The organism is Bacteroides sp. 1001302B_160321_D4, from assembly GCF_015667765.1.
Lineage (GTDB): Bacteria > Bacteroidota > Bacteroidia > Bacteroidales > Bacteroidaceae > Bacteroides > Bacteroides xylanisolvens.
Map to the genome: position 1 here is coordinate 1 of NZ_JADPLO010000019.1, position 15,774 is coordinate 15,774.

Genomic DNA, 15,774 nt, shown 5'->3' on the forward strand with positions numbered 1-15,774 from the left:
GGGCATAATTGTATACAGTTCCGCCCTTTCAGGGCTTGTGGCTGGTGTGTTTTTTTCGTAGGGCGTTGCCCTACGCTGTATAATTAAGCCCTTTCAGGGCACCCCCAATAAATATATAATTGTAAGGCTTTCAGCCTAACCGATAAATTCTCATTTAACCGCTAAATTCCCATTTATTATTCTTCACTGTCAAAATCGAAATCAAAGTCGAAATCATCCATGAACTCCGGAGTTGTAAATTCTTCCAGTTCCCGACGATCTTTCTTGGTCGGACGTCCGGTTCCACGTGCACGGTCTACGAATCCGCTGATTTTACTCATTTCAAGCAGTTCGTATTGATCGGGAGTAGTTACGTTTTCCATCATTTCCGATACAAGTTTGGCTCCCACACGTTTTTCAATAGTTTGTAATACCTTGAATGAATAAGTGATAGGCGGTTTCTTCACCTGAATAACGTCTCCCGGTTTTATCATACGGGCAGCTTTGGCTAAAGAACCGTTGATGGTAATGCGTCCTTTTTTGCAGGCTTCTGCTGCAATCGTACGTGTCTTGAAGATGCGGACAGCCCACATCCATTTATCTATTCTTGCTTCGGCCATTTTAGTTAGTTATTTAGTGATAAATAATTCTTTGGTTAGTATTAGTTGACGTTGTCATTTATTGCTAACCATTCATTGTCATCTTTATTTTTTTTGGGGGGGCTAGTCCATTATTTTTTATTGAACTGGTTCATCGTGATGTCAATACCGGCGAGGCAGAAACTTTTTATAATTTCCCCTGCCATCTCCAGTCTTTCATCCATTGTTTTCCAATCTTCGTCAGTGAAGTGTCCGAGTACATAATCAACCTGTCCGCCACGTGGAAAATCATTTCCGATACCAAATCGCAGGCGAGCATAGTTTTGAGTGCCCAGAATAGCAGCGATATGCTTCAATCCATTATGCCCTGCGTCACTCCCTTTTCCTTTCAGGCGTAAAGTTCCAAAAGGAAGAGCCAGATCATCTACTACGATCAGTACATTTTCCAATGGAATATTTTCTTTCTGCATCCAATAGCGAACGGCCAGTCCGCTTAGGTTCATAAAAGTCGATGGCTTAAGCAAAATCAACTGGCGTCCTTTGATAGAAAAGCTGGTAGTGAATCCATATCGTCCATCCATAAAAGGGGGGGCGTTATTGATTCTAGCCAATGCTTCTACTGTCATGAATCCGATATTATGTCGGGTTTCATGATATTCGGGACCAATGTTTCCCAGTCCGACAACTAAGTATTTTATCATCGTATTTCCGTAAAACAGTTCATTAATATAGAAAGAGAAACGCAGATTAATACAAATTAATGCAGACTGAACATCTGCTTTAATCTGCATTAATCTGCGTTTGAAGTATATCTCTTTACAGGGATAATCTCAATTACTTACCAGCGGCTGCTGCTGCACCTCTTGCTGCACGAGTCAACTTAACAGCACATACAACGGCTTCTTTTGCACTAATCAGTTCAAGACCTTCGAAGCTCAATTCGCCAACTTTAACAGTCTTACCTAATCCCAGGTGAGAAACGTTAACGGTCAACTTTTCAGGAATTACATTGTACAAAGCTTTCACTTTGATCTTACGCATCTGCAGTGCAAGTTTACCACCGGCTTTCACACCTTCTGCAAGACCTTCCAACTGTACAGGAACTTCCATTACGATAGGTTTAGCTTCGTCAATTTGATAGAAGTCAACGTGTAGGATAGTATCTTTTACCGGGTGGAACTGAATATCTTTCAGGATAGCGTTTACTTTTTTGCCATCGATAATCAGGTCTACAACGTAGATGTGCGGAGTATAAACTAAGTTACGAAGTCCTTCGTTAGTCACTGTGAAGTGAACTACTTCATTACCTCCGTAAAGTACACAAGGTACACCACCGTTCTTACGAATTTCTTTCAAAGCTCTTGCTTGTTCTGAAGAGCGTTCTGCAATTGTTCTTGCAGTTCCTTTTACTTCAATTGATTTCATTTCTTTAAAAATTTGTGTTACTCTAAATTAAGTTAGTTTGCTTAATTCACCATCACACGATGTGGATTATCACACGATGTTGCAAAAAAGCGGTGCAAAAGTACATCTTTTTTTTGAAATATCAAAGAGTTACTTTCTTAAAAGTCAATATCAATCTTAATTTCGCTCTCCAATTTGTTTTCCCGGGCTTCTTCGATTGCTTTCCGTTCATTTTCTTCATCAGCTTCGATGTTCAGGCGGGCGATATATTCGTTTGCGTCGCTGCACTCAATGAAATTCACTGCTTCTTCGAGTCCTGCCATAAACTTCTGAAAGTCTTCCCTATATAGGAAGATTTTGTGTTTCTCGAAACTAACTTGAGAATCATCGCCTTCTCCCGTTATCACTTTTTTGCTCTCTGTAATAGCCAGGAACATTTCATCTTTACGATTCTTTTTTACGTCGAGGTAATAGATGCGTTTACCTGCCTTAATGGACTTGGAGAATACGATCTCCTTATCATTCATGTCTGCGCTCATTTTCTTTTTTAAATCTTCCATATCTTTCGGTCCGTTTATAATCGGCTTCAAAATTGGATATTTTTTTTAAACTGTCAAAAGAAAAAGCGCAGAGAATCAAATACTGCATTAAAAAATGTGATTTATTAGTGGAAACTCATTAAAAATATCTACTTTTGCAGTTCGATAACAACAGTATTAATTTGAATTATGATCAACAGAGTTCTTATTCGTCTTAAGATTATACAGATAGTATATGCCTATTATCAGAATGGCAGCAAAAATCTAGACTCAGCGGAGAAAGAGTTATTCTTTAGTCTTTCAAAGGCGTATGACCTTTACAACTATTTGCTAATGCTGATGATAGCATTGACAGAGTATGCACAAAAACGTATTGATGCGGCAAAAGCTAAATTGGCACCTACGAAAGAGGAGTTGTATCCCAACAGAAAGTTCGTAGATAACAAGTTTATTGCTCAATTGGAAGTCAATAAACAATTGACGGAGTTTATAGCTAATCAGAAAAGAACCTGGACAAACGACCAGGATTTTATCAAAGAGCTTTATGAGAAAATTGTAGAAACCGATATCTATAAAGATTATATGGCTTCTGATGACAACTCATACGAAGCTGATCGTGAACTGTGGAGAAAAATCTATAAGACATACATCTTTAATAATGATTCTCTTGACCAGGTATTGGAAGACCAGAGTCTGTACTGGAATGATGATAAAGAAATTGTAGACACGTTCGTCTTGAAAACAATCAAACGCTTTGATGAAAAGAAGGGTGCCAACCAGGAACTGCTTCCGGAATTTAAGGATGACGAAGATCAGGAGTTTGCACGTCGTCTGTTCCGTCGCACCATTTTGAATTCTGACTATTACCGTCATTTGGTGAGTGAGAATACAAAAAACTGGGATTTGGACCGCATCGCATTTATGGATGTAATCATTATGCAGACTGCATTAGCAGAAATTCTTAGTTTCCCGAACATTCCGGTCAGTGTTTCGTTAAATGAATATGTAGAGATTGCGAAGTTGTATAGCACAGCTAAAAGCGGTAGCTTTATCAACGGTACGCTGGATGGAATAGTTAATCAATTAAAAAAAGAAGGTAAGTTGACTAAAAACTGATACCTTTGTCCATATAGTAGAAACTAAAACAGATTATTTATGAACGTATTGACTGTATTATTGCAAGCTCCTGCCGGTGCTGCCGGAGGTGGAAGTATGATGTGGATCATGCTGATAGCTATGTTTGTTATCATGTATTTCTTTATGATCCGTCCTCAAAATAAGAAGCAGAAAGAAATAGCTAATTTCCGTAAATCTCTTCAGGTAAATCAGAATGTGATTACTGCAGGTGGTATCCACGGAACAATCAAGGAAATTACTGACGACTATATAGTACTTGAGATTGCTTCTAATGTAAAGATTAAAATAGACAAGAATTCTATATTCGCTGATGCTTCAGCGGCTAGCAATCAGTCTAAATAAATAGTTGGTAAATAAATGCCTATGTTTGATCGTAGGAATATAAAATATACATATTTAAAACTATCTAAGAAAATTAAGGATTTTCTGCTCAGTGATAAGAGCAGAGAGTTCTTAATTTTTTTATTTTTCTTTCTGATAGCCGGTGGATTCTGGTTGCTTCAGACGCTCAATAATGATTATGAAGCGGAGTTTTCTATCCCGGTGCGAATGAAAGATCTTCCTAACAATGTAGTGTTGACTTCGGAACCTCCTTCCGAACTTCGTGTTCGAGTGAAAGATAAAGGGACAGTGCTTCTCAATTATATGTTGGGGAAAAGTTTCTTTCCGGTCAATCTAGGTTTTCTTGATTATAAAGGAAAAGATAATCATGTGAAAATTTATGCTTCCGACTTTGAGAAAAAAATATTAAGCCAACTGAATGTATCCTCCAAAATCCTATCGATCAAGCCGGATACATTAGAATATATCTATTCCGAAGGAAAGTCCAAGCTGGTTCCTGTTCGTTTTCAGGGGAAAGTGACAGCCGGACTTCAATATTATGTATCTGACACCATTTGTAAGCCGGACTCTGTATTGGTTTATGCTCCGGAAGGAATTTTGGATACTATAACAACTGCATATACTCAAAATATAACTTTGGAGAATATATCTGATACAACCCGGCGACGAATTCCGCTGACTTCTGAAAGAGGAGTGAAGTTTGTTCCGGCTTCGGTAGAAATGACTTTCCCGGTGGATATTTATACGGAGAAAACGGTCGAAGTGCCATTACATGGAGTTAATTTTCCGGCAGATAAGGTGTTACGTACTTTTCCTTCCAAAGTTCAGATTACTTTTCAAGTGGGCTTAAAACGGTTCCGCAGTATAAAAGCAAGCGATTTTATCATCAATATCTCTTATGAAGAATTGCTGAAGCTTGGCTCTGATAAATATACGGTTAAATTGAAGTCGTTTCCAAGTGGAATAAATCAAATACGTATTGTTCCCGAGCAAGTGGACTTCCTGATAGAACAAATTACTTCTAATGGCGATTAAGATTGGCATAACCGGTGGCATTGGTAGTGGAAAAAGTGTTGTTTCCAGACTACTCGGAATAATGGGAATCCCTGTCTATATATCAGATATAGAAGCAAAGCGAATCACACAGACAGATCCGGTGATTCGTCGGGGGCTTTGTGATCTGGTTGGTCAGGATGTGTTTCAGGGTGGAGAGTTGAATCGTTCTTTGTTGGCTTCTTATATGTTCGGTCATCAGGATCATGTGCGGAAAGTGAATGAGATTATTCATCCGCAAGTGAAAGAAGATTTCCGTCAATGGGCTGCCCGGTTGAAAAGTGAACTGCTGGTGGGTATGGAGTCTGCAATACTGGTGGAGGCTGGTTTTAAGGATGAAGTTGATTTTCTGGTTATGGTATATGCGCCGCTGGAAGTGAGAGTGGAACGTGCTGTAAAGCGGGACTGTTCGTCAAGAGAACTGGTGATGAAGCGTATCGAAGCTCAAATGAGTGATGAAGTAAAGAGAAGCCATGCCGATTTCGTGATAGTGAATGATGATGAAACACCGTTAATTCCACAGGTTTTGGAGCTTATTTCTTTGCTATCTAAAAATAATCATTACCTTTGCTCCGCAAAAAAATAATTAATAAATAAAAGGATATATACTATGTTGAAGACTATCTTGTCTATCTCAGGTAAACCGGGATTATACAAACTTATTTCGCAAGGAAAAAATATGTTGATTGTTGAATCAGTCAATGCTGAAAAGAAACGTTTCCCTGCTTATGGTAATGAAAAAATTATCTCTCTGGCAGATATCGCAATGTACACGGACGATGCAGAAGTTCCTTTGTATGATGTGTTGGAGTCAATAAAAGAGAAAGAAAAATCAGCGCAGGCTTCTATCGATCCGAAAAAAGCGACTCCCGAACAATTGCGTGAATACTTGGCTGAAGTATTACCTAATTTTGATCGTGAACGTGTATATGTAGCTGATATTAAGAAATTGGTTGCTTGGTATAACATCTTAATTTCTAATGGAATTACAGAATTCAAACCGGAAGGAGAGATTAAGGAAGAAGAAGTTGCAGAGTAATCTGTATAGTTTATTTAATAGGAATAAAGAACATGATAATCATTTAAGGTGGTTATCATGTTTTTTTATATAAACACTTGTAGGTTTAGGAAAAAATTAGTATTATTTGGGTAATCTTTTGCAATAATAAATATCTTCTACTTATATTGTAAATAATGATGCTTTTTATGTATCTTTGTCGCTGTTCGCCATTCTTGGGAATATAGCTCGTGGATGCTGAATAACGTTTTTTAATGTTGGGTATGGAGACAATAACAAATAAAGAAGTAAACGTCCGTTTGGACAATGAAAAAGGGACATTATGCCTGACAGGTTTGTTGGCAGGTACAATGGTATTCCTTTACGATTCACAGGGAGAACTAAGAGGCAAACATAAATTTGCTTTGCCTTCATTGACTATGGAAATACCCCAACCGGGTACTTATGTTTTGGTGATGAGTCATCCGAATTGCCAACCGGAAGTTCGGCGAATTACATATTTAGGAATATAAAAAAGGGCTGCCTAACAAGTTTCTTTTTAACGATTTCACCCCTATCAGAGTTCAAACAAACTCTGATAGGAGTGATTTTCAATTTTAGAGACTTGTTAGACAGCCCCATTCTATTTGAATGATGACTTTTAATTTCTGAATACCAATCCGTCTCCGTCAGCATCAACGATAATTGCTTTGCTTCGGTCGACTTCCTGTGATAGTAACTTCTTGGATAGATCATTCAGCAGATAGCGTTGAATAGCCCTCTTCACCGGACGAGCTCCAAATTCAGGATCATAACCCACTTGCGATAAGAAGTTCAATGCTCCTTCTGTCAATTGCAGTTCCACTCCGTTTTCGGCAAGCATTTTCTGTACTCCCTTAATTTGTAAAAGTACGATTTGCTTGATTTCTTTTTCGTTCAATGGTAAGAACATAATCGTTTCATCAATACGGTTCAGGAATTCCGGACGAATTGTCTTTTTCAACATATTCATCACTTCCTTCTTCGTTTCTTCGATTACTTCTTCCTTATTGGAACCATGCAACTTCTCCATCTGACTTTGTATATAAGAACTGCCCATATTTGAAGTCATGATGATAATGGTATTTTTGAAGTTGACCACCCTTCCTTTATTGTCAGTCAGTCGTCCGTCATCCAATACCTGTAACAGAATATTGAAGACATCCGGATGAGCCTTTTCTATTTCGTCAAACAAAACAACAGAGTAAGGTTTCCGTCGTATAGCTTCTGTCAACTGACCGCCCTCATCGTATCCAACATATCCCGGAGGCGCTCCGACCAGACGGGAGACACTATGCTTTTCCTGATACTCACTCATATCGATACGAGTCATCATCGTTTCGTCATCAAACAGGAACTCTGCCAATGCCTTTGCTAATTCGGTCTTACCTACGCCGGTGGTTCCCAGGAAGATAAATGACCCGATCGGACGTTTCGGATCTTGTAATCCGGCACGGCTACGGCGCACAGCATCTGCCACCGCTTCAATCGCTTCGTCCTGACCAATTACACGTTGATGAAGTTCTTCTTCCAAGTGCAACAGTTTATCTTTTTCACTTTGCAGCATCTTGCTGACAGGAATACCAGTCCAGCGGGAAACAACATCAGCAATATCTTCAGCGTCTACCTCCTCCTTAATCATGGCTTTATCGCCTTGCATATCACGCAGTTGCTTTTGAGTATCTTCTATTTCTTTATCCAAAGCCTGAAGTTTACCATAACGGATTTCGGCTACTTTACCATAATCGCCTTCACGTTCGGCTTTTTCTGCTTCGAATTTAAGATTCTCTATCTCAACCTTGTTCTGCTGGATTTTATCCATCAGCGTTTTCTCACTTTGCCATTTAGCTTTAAAGGACTTTTCCTGTTCTTTGAGCTCGGCAAGTTCCTTACCGATAATTTCCAGTTTCGGTTTATCGTTTTCACGTTTGATAGCCTCGCGTTCAATTTCCAGCTGCTTGATTTTACGGGAAATCTCATCCAGTTCTTCAGGAACGGAATCTACTTCCATACGCAGTTTGGCTGCGGCTTCGTCCATCAGGTCAATGGCTTTATCCGGCAGGAAACGGTCGGTGATGTAACGGCTACTCAATTCGACGGCTGCAATGATTGCGTCGTCTTTGATACGTACGTGATGATGGTTCTCGTAACGTTCTTTCAATCCGCGAAGGATGGAAATGGTACTCAAGTTATCCGGTTCGTCCACTTGCACGATTTGGAAACGACGCTCCAATGCTTTATCCTTTTCGAAGTATTTTTGATATTCGTCGAGGGTAGTTGCTCCGATGGAACGTAGTTCTCCACGAGCTAAGGCGGGCTTTAGAATGTTGGCGGCATCCATGGCACCTTCACCTTTTCCGGCACCTACCAGCGTGTGAATCTCATCAATGAACAGAATAATATCACCTTCTGATTTCTTCACTTCATTGACAACTGATTTCAATCGTTCTTCAAATTCACCTTTGTACTTTGCGCCGGCAACCAGTGCTCCCATATCCAGTGAATAAACTTGTTTGTTCTTCAGGTTTTCGGGCACGTCTCCGCGAAGAATACGATGTGCCAAACCTTCCACAATAGCCGTTTTACCGGTACCCGGTTCACCAATCAGAATCGGGTTGTTCTTTGTACGGCGGCTCAATATCTGTAATACCCGGCGGATTTCTTCATCACGTCCGATTACGGGATCCAGTTTTCCGCTACGGGCAGCTTCGTTCAGGTTGATAGCATACTTTTCCAATGATTGATAAGTATCTTCACTGGATTGTGATGTAACCTTTTCTCCTTTTCTCAATTCGCTGATAGCGTTGCGCAATTCTTTTTCCGTCATACCGGCATCTTTCAAGATCGTGGAGACGGTACTCTTAACAGTCAGCAATGCCAGTATGATAGGCTCTAATGAAACAAACTCGTCGCCCATTTCTTTAGAATACTGTGTTGCTTTCTGCAATACTTCGTTGGATTCACGACTTAGATACGGTTCTCCGCCGGATACTTTCGGCAGGGAGTCGATTTGCTTGTCGACCACGAGAGCTACTTGCTGTCCATTCATACCAAGTTTTTGGAAGATGAAATTAGTGACGTTTTCGCCTACTTTCATTACTCCCTGCATGATGTGGACAGGTTCAATGGCTTGTTGTCCCCGGCTTTGTACCAGGTTTACGGCCTCCTGTACCGCTTCTTGAGATTTAATGGTAAAATTGTTAAAGTTCATATCTTTGTTCTCCTTTCTTATTTCACGTTTTTAATAACACCTAAAGGGGCTCAAAAGATTTGCCAAGTATAAAAATATGACAAAATAGCATGAGTATTAAGGAGTTAAAGGACAAAATGACCTTTTTTATCTGGATATGACTGACGAATTTACCATATACTCCACAGAATAGGATGGGCTTCAAAATAAGATGGGTTTTCAATGAAGTTTACTATTCTGTGGAGAAACGATTGTTAGAAGATTCTTATCGGGAAGTCTCTAAGCTCTCTTTCTACTTTTTTTGCATTAAATTTGTGTGCGTTGAAATTCTTTCCCAGCCATTCCCGATATTCTTTTGCAGCTTTTGAGTGTGGTTGTTTTAATGCCTCCAACATCTCTTGGTAACCATATATTCCTCCGCAATCTTCGGGTGGACATGCATTTGCTCCGTCTATGAGAAAGATGCCTTGTGTTTCGTCCTTTTTATATGCTTGTTGTGATTCCAGGGTAATTCGATGCATCCAACTATCTCCGAAATCATATTCATATTTAATATGTGAGCCTTTTCGGGTAAGGATCTCTCCTAAAGAGAGCGAGTAGGAGTTGACTGTTTTAACGGGATCAAACAAAAACTCGTCATCGGATTCTTCGGTTGTATATATTGTTTTCCCTTTTTGAAACAGATGCATGTGATAGCCTTCCCAACCCATTGCGGTATTTATGACATCCGCAAAACTTTCCAGACGGATGTTGGAAGGAACTTCCACTATACGATATATTTCCGGGTCGGAATCAATCAAAGAAATTTTTATATTGAGTTTTTTAGGGGTTTGTTCTCCAATGTAGAAAGAGTTGTCGTATTCATCATCGTCAAACTCGTCATCGTATTCTTCATCAAATTCGTTATCATCAAATTCATTATTCTCATTGAAGGCAAAGAACTCATTCAATAAGTTCATTAGTTCTTCCATACTGTCCACCTCCAATCCCTTCAGTTCTGCGTGTGGCATTTCTTTTTTTATCTCTTTGATTCCTTTTCTTGTTAATGTGTTGGGTATTTTGAATCGTTTATAGATTTTTTCCAATATAGGCAACGTTTCTATGGCACGGATATTCATCAACGTATTTGTGATATAGTCAATTATCGCGATATTATTATCTTCCCCACGCTCAAACTGATCGTAATAAGAATTCAATAATTGGCAGAACCAGTTAATAATTTCCAATCTTCGTTCAGGGTTGGTTATGGCAATTTGTGCGACAGCACTACAAATATCTTCTTTTCCGAAAGGAGCGATTCCGTCTTCATTCATGAAACTAAGTAGCAAAGGCAATTGGTGCTGCCCGAGTTGGTAAATGATGGCAATGGTGGCTTCATCCTGTACGAGGTGGCAGTAGGAAGCGAGGAAAGTCGGACTTTGCCGCATTATTTCCAAGATGATATTTAGAGAAGATTCCATTCGGTAATGTTCCATTGCCCAGTAGATATACCATAACTTAAAAGGCCTGTCTTCTTCTTTTGCGTTTTCGAGAGGTCCTTGATAATGGATAAATAGATGCAGGATAAAGTTGCGCAAATCTTTTTCTAATTCGGCAGCGGGTACTGTCGTGCAATCTTTTTTAAACTCGTCAAATGGGTAGTCTTTGCATGTCTGCATATCCCAAAGCCTTTGCAGGTAAGCTGCAATGGGGGTTGCTTCCGAGCTATAGTCCGGATGCTGATAGTGATAGAAAGCTTCTTCCATTTGTTGGTAGATTTTTTCTAATCCGTTATTGCTTAATATATCTATCACTTCTTGTTGTTCTTCGGGTGTAAACAAGTTTAATACTTCAGTCATAATCGCATCGAGATCGATCGAAGTTTGGTTCTTTTTTTTATTCATTATCGTGCCATTTAATAAATTTGTCAATTTTCTCCAAAGGTACGCCTCTTTATTGAGTAATAGCCTGATAATTTCTCTTTTTTTTAAATATTCTTTCCGGAGAAGATAAGAAAGTTTATCTTTGTCCTATAGTAGAGAGTAAATCTGTTTTCTAATTGATGACTAATGATATGAATGATAAACCACAAATAAAATTATCAGAGACAGTGGTGCTGATTGATGCTGCTTTCCTGAATTTCGTAATTACGGATATGAAGAGATACTTCGAAGAGACTTTGCAACGTTCTTTACAAGAGATCGATCTTTCGATGTTGACTACCTATTTGACTTTGGATGCTGGGATTGCGGAAGGAAAAAATGAAGTGCAGTTTCTTTTTGTTTATGATAAAGAGTCGGGTAATCTTGCGCATTGCCGGCCTTCTGACTTGGAGAAAGAGTTGAATGGAGTTGCTTTTCAAAGCCCTTATGGAGAATATTCGTTTGCTAGTGTTCCGTCGGAAGGGATGGTGTCGAGAGAGGAGTTGTTTTTAGACTTATTATCCATTGTAGCCGATTCGGCCGATGTGAAAAAAATGATTCTGGTATCTTTCAATGAAGAATATGGAAAGAAAGTGACTGATGCTTTGAATGAAGTACAGGGCAAGGAGATTGTCCAATTTCGAATGAACGAACCGGATACTCCGGTAGCTTATAAATGGGATATGTTGGCTTTTCCTGTCATGCAGGCGTTGGGAATCAGAGCTGATGAATTATAGCCATAGCTACCCATTTCAGTCATTAATCGCTAATCACTAATAAGTTAATCACTATTTTCCATGTCCGATTTTCGTTTAAAAGTATTTCAGAGCGTGGCGAAGAATTTAAGTTTCACGAAGGCTTCGCAAGAGCTGTTTGTCAGTCAGCCTGCTATCACTAAGCACATTCAGGAACTGGAAGCTTATTATCAGACTCGTTTGTTCGATCGTCAGGGCAGTAAGATCTCGTTGACTAAGTCCGGAGAACTATTGTTGAAACATAGCGAAAAGATTTTGGACGATTATAAACAGTTGGAATATGAGATGCATTTGTTGCATAATGAATATATCGGCGAACTGAAACTGGGTGCCAGTACTACGATTGCGCAATATGTACTTCCTCCTTTGTTGGCGGATTTTATAGCCAAGTTTCCACAGATCAATCTTTCTTTGATTAATGGAAATTCCCGGGGAGTGGAAGCTGCTTTACAAGAACATCGGATTGATTTGGGATTGGTTGAAGGTATCTTCCGTTTGCCTAATCTGAAGTATACTCCATTTTTGCAAGACGAACTGGTTGCTGTGGTTCATACCCATAGTAAATTGGCTGTTTCGGATGAGATCACTCCGGAAGATTTGCCAAATATCCCCTTAGTTTTGCGGGAGAGAGGTTCAGGAACGTTGGATGTGTTTGAACGTTCCCTGTTACGCCATAATTTGAAACTTTCTTCTTTGAATGTATTGATGTATCTCGGTAGTACGGAGAGCATCAAGCTTTTTTTGGAACATACAGATTGTATGGGAATTGTTTCTATCCGTTCTGTTTATAAGGAACTGGTTGCCGGTAATTTTCGTGTGGTTGAGATAAAAGGAATGCCCATGCAGCGCGAGTTTAATTTTGTGCAACTGCAAGGGCAGGAGGGAGGTTTATCTCAAGCTTTCATGCGATTTGCCGGGCATCACAGTAAGAGTTTGTAATCAAACCTCTTCCATACGGACTAATTCCCAGCCGCAGAATTGTATGACAATGCAGTGAAGTTGAGTTCCCTGACATAGTTGGCGAACTTTCGGACCGGCAGCATAACCATGAATTTGTTCAACGGCTTCCTGCCATTGTGCGGTGCCTTGGGTGTCGTATTTTTCTTTCGGCAGATATTTTAATTCCAAGATATAGCTATGCGCTACTTCTGCGTAACGTTGCAGATCGGGCATCAGAAACATATCGCAAAAGCCGTGATTCAGTTCTACTTCAGGCATTGTGAGGTAGTAGGCGTTCACGCTAAGGTAAGCGGTGAAGAATCCCTGAATGTTACGTTCGCCCTCAATGCTGCTGCGTACGGAAGTATTCTCCTTATAAGCTTTGGCTATGAATTCCAATGCCGGTCGCCATTGTCCGTCAAAAGCCATATCATTGAATAAGATCTCTATATCTATCAGGTTGATATAATGGTGATTCTGATATTCTTCCAAGATATATTCATAATATTGTTTACGGACATTCGTGTTGGGAATTCCCAGGATAGTCAGATTTCCACGTGTTCCGATGATAGTTAGCATACCATAATAAAATAATAGGCTGGGGAATATTTCCGGATTCGTAATTTGATCGGCAGAAAAAGACTGGTATAGGTTAGTCATGATTTTCCCTTCTTCGGCAATTCGTTTGATAACACCTTTGCGGTTACCGTCAAGACGGTCAAGTTGAATCAGTTTTTTCATCTTATTGTAGTCCGTACGGGTATTAGGATCAATCATCTGTTCAGGGGATTCTCCTAACTGAATTCGATTACGTAGGTAATAGAGTACCATGTCGCAATTAAACATTTTAGGATCTGATTTTAGACTTTGGCGAGCAAAACAATAATTATCATACCATGGCTTCATCTCCTGAATCATTTCTTCAATGTCTCCTTGTAACTGCCCTGCTTCCTGATAATATCGGAGCATAGTACGTACGTCTTCTTCAGAAAATCCCAGCATTTGATTAAACAGTGGATTAGTGCTGATGTTCCAACCTATGTTATATCCGCTTGACAAGTCGTCCAAAGTTACGGGGCTGACTCCAATCATGAATATACGGTCGAACATTCCTTTATAATTCTTGAAGGCATCTCTGTAGAATCCGCTGGCATGGGTGATGGCGTGGTATATCTCATTTCCTTTCTCGTTGAGTACGACATTTGTGAAATTGTCATACTCATCTATAATAAGGTATAGGGGATACCCTTGACGGCGTGCTTCATCGTCTAGTATATGCAGTTTATCAATCCCTTTTTCTGCTGTGCTGAAGCGCTCAATAAACTCATCCGTGTAGTATTCACGATAACGGTTCAGAAAGCCATCCAGTTGCACTGCGCTATACGAATCAAATCTTTGCGGCAGTTCATCAATGTTGCCGCCAATCTTGGAAAAGTCAAGATAAAGCATCTGATATTTGCCTTGAAGCGGAGTTGTATTCTGCCCGATCCAGAGATTCCCGAAAAGTTGCTGGAACTTATCTTTCTGTGAAAGGTCATAATATGAACGAAGCATGCTTAGTAGCAGGCTCTTGCCAAAGCGTCTCGGACGGATGAATATCAGATAGTTGGCTTGATCTTCCAACATGGGGATATACATTGTTTTATCCACATAATAGCGGTTTTGCGTGATTACATCCTCAAAATTGGACATACCATAAGGAATTCCTTTTATTGTTCCCATAACTTTTTCAGATTGTTTCTTCTTGTTTTCCAAACAATTAATTACCAAAGATAGTTTTTTTGAAATGGATATTCCATTCTTTTGCGCTTATTTTTTATCTAATTATAAACGCAGTTTTTAACGTCAGGGATTATCTTCTACTAGAAAAGAAAAAAGGTTCTTCGTCAAATTTGGTGGTAAATTCTTTATCTCTTTATTTCCAAGTTAATAATTATCCCTTTTTACTCACTTTCATAAGAAAATATAGGCACTGACTGAATTAGCTAAATGAGCGGAGAAAAACTTACCACCAAATTTGACGAAGAACCAGAAAAAACGTTTTTATTTCTCATATTCTCATGATTTTATATTAATCAGCATATAATCAGTGAATTATAGTATGAGAAATGTTTTTAATAAATCGCATTTCTCATCATTTCCGGGTGAAATAAGCCTTAAAACAGTTATTTCTCATACTTTTTTAAGTCATTTCTCATACTATTATTGCCCTTCTTCGACTATTTTCTTCTTTGTATATACCCTATGTGTTCCTCTTCCGGTGATTTCTATTCCCGAATCGGGTTGATGTCCCCATTGTCGCAGTTCAGTGGTTGCTGCTGTTTGTAGCAATCCGGTTAGTTTCCGATATTCCCAAACGGTCAGGAAAGGATGTTCGTCCAGATACTTTAGGGCTAATGCCAGTCGTTGTTCCGGTGTGAATTTATTCGAGGATTTTTGCTTTTTCCAAGGAGCTCTTTCCAACCGGCATCTATCGCTGATATTTCTTACCATTTCCCTGTCTACCCGGAAATTAACACCTCCTATAAAAATACTTTGTGCGTTGCGGTGCTTTCCACCTTCTTCCGCATCTTCCCGTTCCTTGTCTCTGCCTAAGGTGAGCGACGGAGTGAATGTGCCTATCCCGTCTATCTTTACCGAACGTCCCTCTGCCATCAGGTGTGCCATTTCAATAGCTGTCTGAAGCAGTACGCCTTCTATGTCTCCGGCACTGAAGCCGCTGACATCGCCCACCCGTCGTGCCAACTCTTTTATGCTTGCATTGTCTATCCGTGCAAACTTCGGATATGTAATTCTTTTGCCCGTCTTTTGTATGTCGGGCATCTCCTCCATAATGTATCGTGCCATACTATCTGTCGTTTAAAGTATTAATAGATAAGTTCTTTTCTATTGGAAGTAAA

The 15,774-nt window shown here is 39.6% G+C and carries 16 protein-coding genes; 8 read left to right on the forward strand and 8 right to left on the reverse strand.

Annotated features, from left to right (window positions below; all coding sequences use genetic code 11):
• Positions 1-176: 176 nt before the first annotated feature.
• From KFO40_RS09530 to KFO40_RS09545, 4 genes are all read right to left on the reverse strand, one after another.
• Complete coding sequence (locus tag KFO40_RS09530; RefSeq protein ID WP_008021285.1) at positions 177-599, reverse strand: RNA-binding S4 domain-containing protein; 423 nt, start codon at positions 597-599, stop codon at positions 177-179.
• A gap of 110 nt (positions 600-709) precedes the next feature.
• Positions 710-1,276 (reverse strand): aminoacyl-tRNA hydrolase, encoded by a 567-nt coding sequence (gene pth / locus KFO40_RS09535; protein WP_032811507.1) that lies wholly within the window; start codon positions 1,274-1,276, stop codon positions 710-712.
• A 136-nt stretch (positions 1,277-1,412) separates the two neighbouring features.
• Positions 1,413-2,003 carry a 50S ribosomal protein L25/general stress protein Ctc gene (locus KFO40_RS09540; protein ID WP_004309786.1) on the reverse strand — a complete coding sequence of 197 codons (591 nt, stop codon included), beginning with the start codon at positions 2,001-2,003 and terminating at the stop codon, positions 1,413-1,415.
• Positions 2,004-2,140: 137 nt separating this feature from the next.
• Positions 2,141-2,542 carry a PUR family DNA/RNA-binding protein gene (locus KFO40_RS09545; RefSeq protein WP_004309787.1) on the reverse strand — a complete coding sequence of 134 codons (402 nt, stop codon included), beginning with the start codon at positions 2,540-2,542 and terminating at the stop codon, positions 2,141-2,143.
• A 168-nt stretch (positions 2,543-2,710) separates the two neighbouring features.
• Here KFO40_RS09545 and nusB point away from each other — a divergent pair, with 168 nt between their 5' ends.
• From nusB to KFO40_RS09575, 6 genes are all read left to right on the forward strand, one after another.
• Positions 2,711-3,637, forward strand: a complete 927-nt coding sequence (gene nusB, locus KFO40_RS09550) for a transcription antitermination factor NusB (protein WP_120144217.1) — start codon at positions 2,711-2,713, stop codon at positions 3,635-3,637.
• A gap of 39 nt (positions 3,638-3,676) precedes the next feature.
• The gene (gene yajC, locus KFO40_RS09555; protein ID WP_004302063.1) at positions 3,677-4,000 is read left to right on the forward strand and encodes a preprotein translocase subunit YajC; all 324 of its coding nucleotides are present in this window, start codon (positions 3,677-3,679) and stop codon (positions 3,998-4,000) included.
• 21 nt (positions 4,001-4,021) lie between these two features.
• Positions 4,022-5,035 carry a CdaR family protein gene (locus tag KFO40_RS09560; RefSeq protein WP_004313972.1) on the forward strand — a complete coding sequence of 338 codons (1,014 nt, stop codon included), beginning with the start codon at positions 4,022-4,024 and terminating at the stop codon, positions 5,033-5,035.
• Positions 5,025-5,639 carry a dephospho-CoA kinase gene (gene coaE, locus KFO40_RS09565; protein WP_008644446.1) on the forward strand — a complete coding sequence of 205 codons (615 nt, stop codon included), beginning with the start codon at positions 5,025-5,027 and terminating at the stop codon, positions 5,637-5,639. The genes KFO40_RS09560 and coaE overlap by 11 nt, the downstream gene beginning before the upstream one ends.
• Positions 5,640-5,663: 24 nt before the next feature.
• On the forward strand, positions 5,664-6,092 hold the full coding sequence (locus KFO40_RS09570) for a DUF5606 domain-containing protein (RefSeq protein WP_004313967.1): 429 nt from the start codon (positions 5,664-5,666) through the stop codon (positions 6,090-6,092).
• Between the two features lie 233 nt (positions 6,093-6,325).
• A complete protein-coding gene (locus tag KFO40_RS09575) occupies positions 6,326-6,583 on the forward strand; it encodes a hypothetical protein (protein WP_004313966.1) in 258 nt (85 codons plus the stop codon).
• 128 nt (positions 6,584-6,711) lie between these two features.
• Here KFO40_RS09575 and clpB read toward each other — a convergent pair whose 3' ends face one another.
• Both clpB and KFO40_RS09585 read right to left on the reverse strand, forming a co-directional pair.
• Positions 6,712-9,300, reverse strand: coding sequence for an ATP-dependent chaperone ClpB (clpB, locus tag KFO40_RS09580; protein ID WP_004313964.1), 2,589 nt, complete (start codon positions 9,298-9,300; stop codon positions 6,712-6,714).
• A 233-nt stretch (positions 9,301-9,533) separates the two neighbouring features.
• Positions 9,534-11,162 carry a plasmid pRiA4b ORF-3 family protein gene (locus KFO40_RS09585; RefSeq protein ID WP_141409024.1) on the reverse strand — a complete coding sequence of 543 codons (1,629 nt, stop codon included), beginning with the start codon at positions 11,160-11,162 and terminating at the stop codon, positions 9,534-9,536.
• 170 nt (positions 11,163-11,332) lie between these two features.
• On the opposite strand from KFO40_RS09585, the gene KFO40_RS09590 reads away from it, so the two are divergent.
• Entirely contained in the window at positions 11,333-11,917 is a 585-nt protein-coding gene (locus KFO40_RS09590; RefSeq protein ID WP_211146296.1) for a DUF6621 family protein, read from the forward strand.
• A gap of 60 nt (positions 11,918-11,977) precedes the next feature.
• Positions 11,978-12,874: a LysR substrate-binding domain-containing protein gene (locus KFO40_RS09595; RefSeq protein ID WP_118194702.1), complete on the forward strand. Its 897-nt coding sequence runs from the start codon at positions 11,978-11,980 to the stop codon at positions 12,872-12,874.
• Here KFO40_RS09595 and KFO40_RS09600 read toward each other — a convergent pair whose 3' ends face one another.
• On the reverse strand, positions 12,875-14,596 hold the full coding sequence (locus KFO40_RS09600; protein ID WP_032851498.1) for an ATP-binding protein: 1,722 nt from the start codon (positions 14,594-14,596) through the stop codon (positions 12,875-12,877).
• Between the two features lie 480 nt (positions 14,597-15,076).
• Positions 15,077-15,721, reverse strand: coding sequence for an HU family DNA-binding protein (locus KFO40_RS09605; protein WP_049703183.1), 645 nt, complete (start codon positions 15,719-15,721; stop codon positions 15,077-15,079).
• Positions 15,722-15,774 lie beyond the last annotated feature (53 nt).

What these genes read in the sequence shown, in the direction of transcription:
- KFO40_RS09605 (WP_049703183.1), bottom strand. Translation starts at nt 15,721, where the DNA reads ATGGCACGATACATTATGGAGGAGATGCCCGACATACAAAAGACGGGC.
- KFO40_RS09530 (WP_008021285.1), bottom strand. Translation starts at nt 599, where the DNA reads ATGGCCGAAGCAAGAATAGATAAATGGATGTGGGCTGTCCGCATCTTC.
- KFO40_RS09595 (WP_118194702.1), top strand. Translation starts at nt 11,978, where the DNA reads ATGTCCGATTTTCGTTTAAAAGTATTTCAGAGCGTGGCGAAGAATTTA.
- clpB (WP_004313964.1), bottom strand. Translation starts at nt 9,300, where the DNA reads ATGAACTTTAACAATTTTACCATTAAATCTCAAGAAGCGGTACAGGAG.
- nusB (WP_120144217.1), top strand. Translation starts at nt 2,711, where the DNA reads ATGATCAACAGAGTTCTTATTCGTCTTAAGATTATACAGATAGTATAT.
- KFO40_RS09600 (WP_032851498.1), bottom strand. Translation starts at nt 14,596, where the DNA reads ATGGGAACAATAAAAGGAATTCCTTATGGTATGTCCAATTTTGAGGAT.
- KFO40_RS09585 (WP_141409024.1), bottom strand. Translation starts at nt 11,162, where the DNA reads ATGAATAAAAAAAAGAACCAAACTTCGATCGATCTCGATGCGATTATG.
- KFO40_RS09570 (WP_004313967.1), top strand. Translation starts at nt 5,664, where the DNA reads ATGTTGAAGACTATCTTGTCTATCTCAGGTAAACCGGGATTATACAAA.
- KFO40_RS09540 (WP_004309786.1), bottom strand. Translation starts at nt 2,003, where the DNA reads ATGAAATCAATTGAAGTAAAAGGAACTGCAAGAACAATTGCAGAACGC.
- KFO40_RS09575 (WP_004313966.1), top strand. Translation starts at nt 6,326, where the DNA reads ATGTTGGGTATGGAGACAATAACAAATAAAGAAGTAAACGTCCGTTTG.
- coaE (WP_008644446.1), top strand. Translation starts at nt 5,025, where the DNA reads ATGGCGATTAAGATTGGCATAACCGGTGGCATTGGTAGTGGAAAAAGT.
- KFO40_RS09545 (WP_004309787.1), bottom strand. Translation starts at nt 2,542, where the DNA reads ATGGAAGATTTAAAAAAGAAAATGAGCGCAGACATGAATGATAAGGAG.
- yajC (WP_004302063.1), top strand. Translation starts at nt 3,677, where the DNA reads ATGAACGTATTGACTGTATTATTGCAAGCTCCTGCCGGTGCTGCCGGA.
- KFO40_RS09560 (WP_004313972.1), top strand. Translation starts at nt 4,022, where the DNA reads ATGTTTGATCGTAGGAATATAAAATATACATATTTAAAACTATCTAAG.
- KFO40_RS09590 (WP_211146296.1), top strand. Translation starts at nt 11,333, where the DNA reads ATGAATGATAAACCACAAATAAAATTATCAGAGACAGTGGTGCTGATT.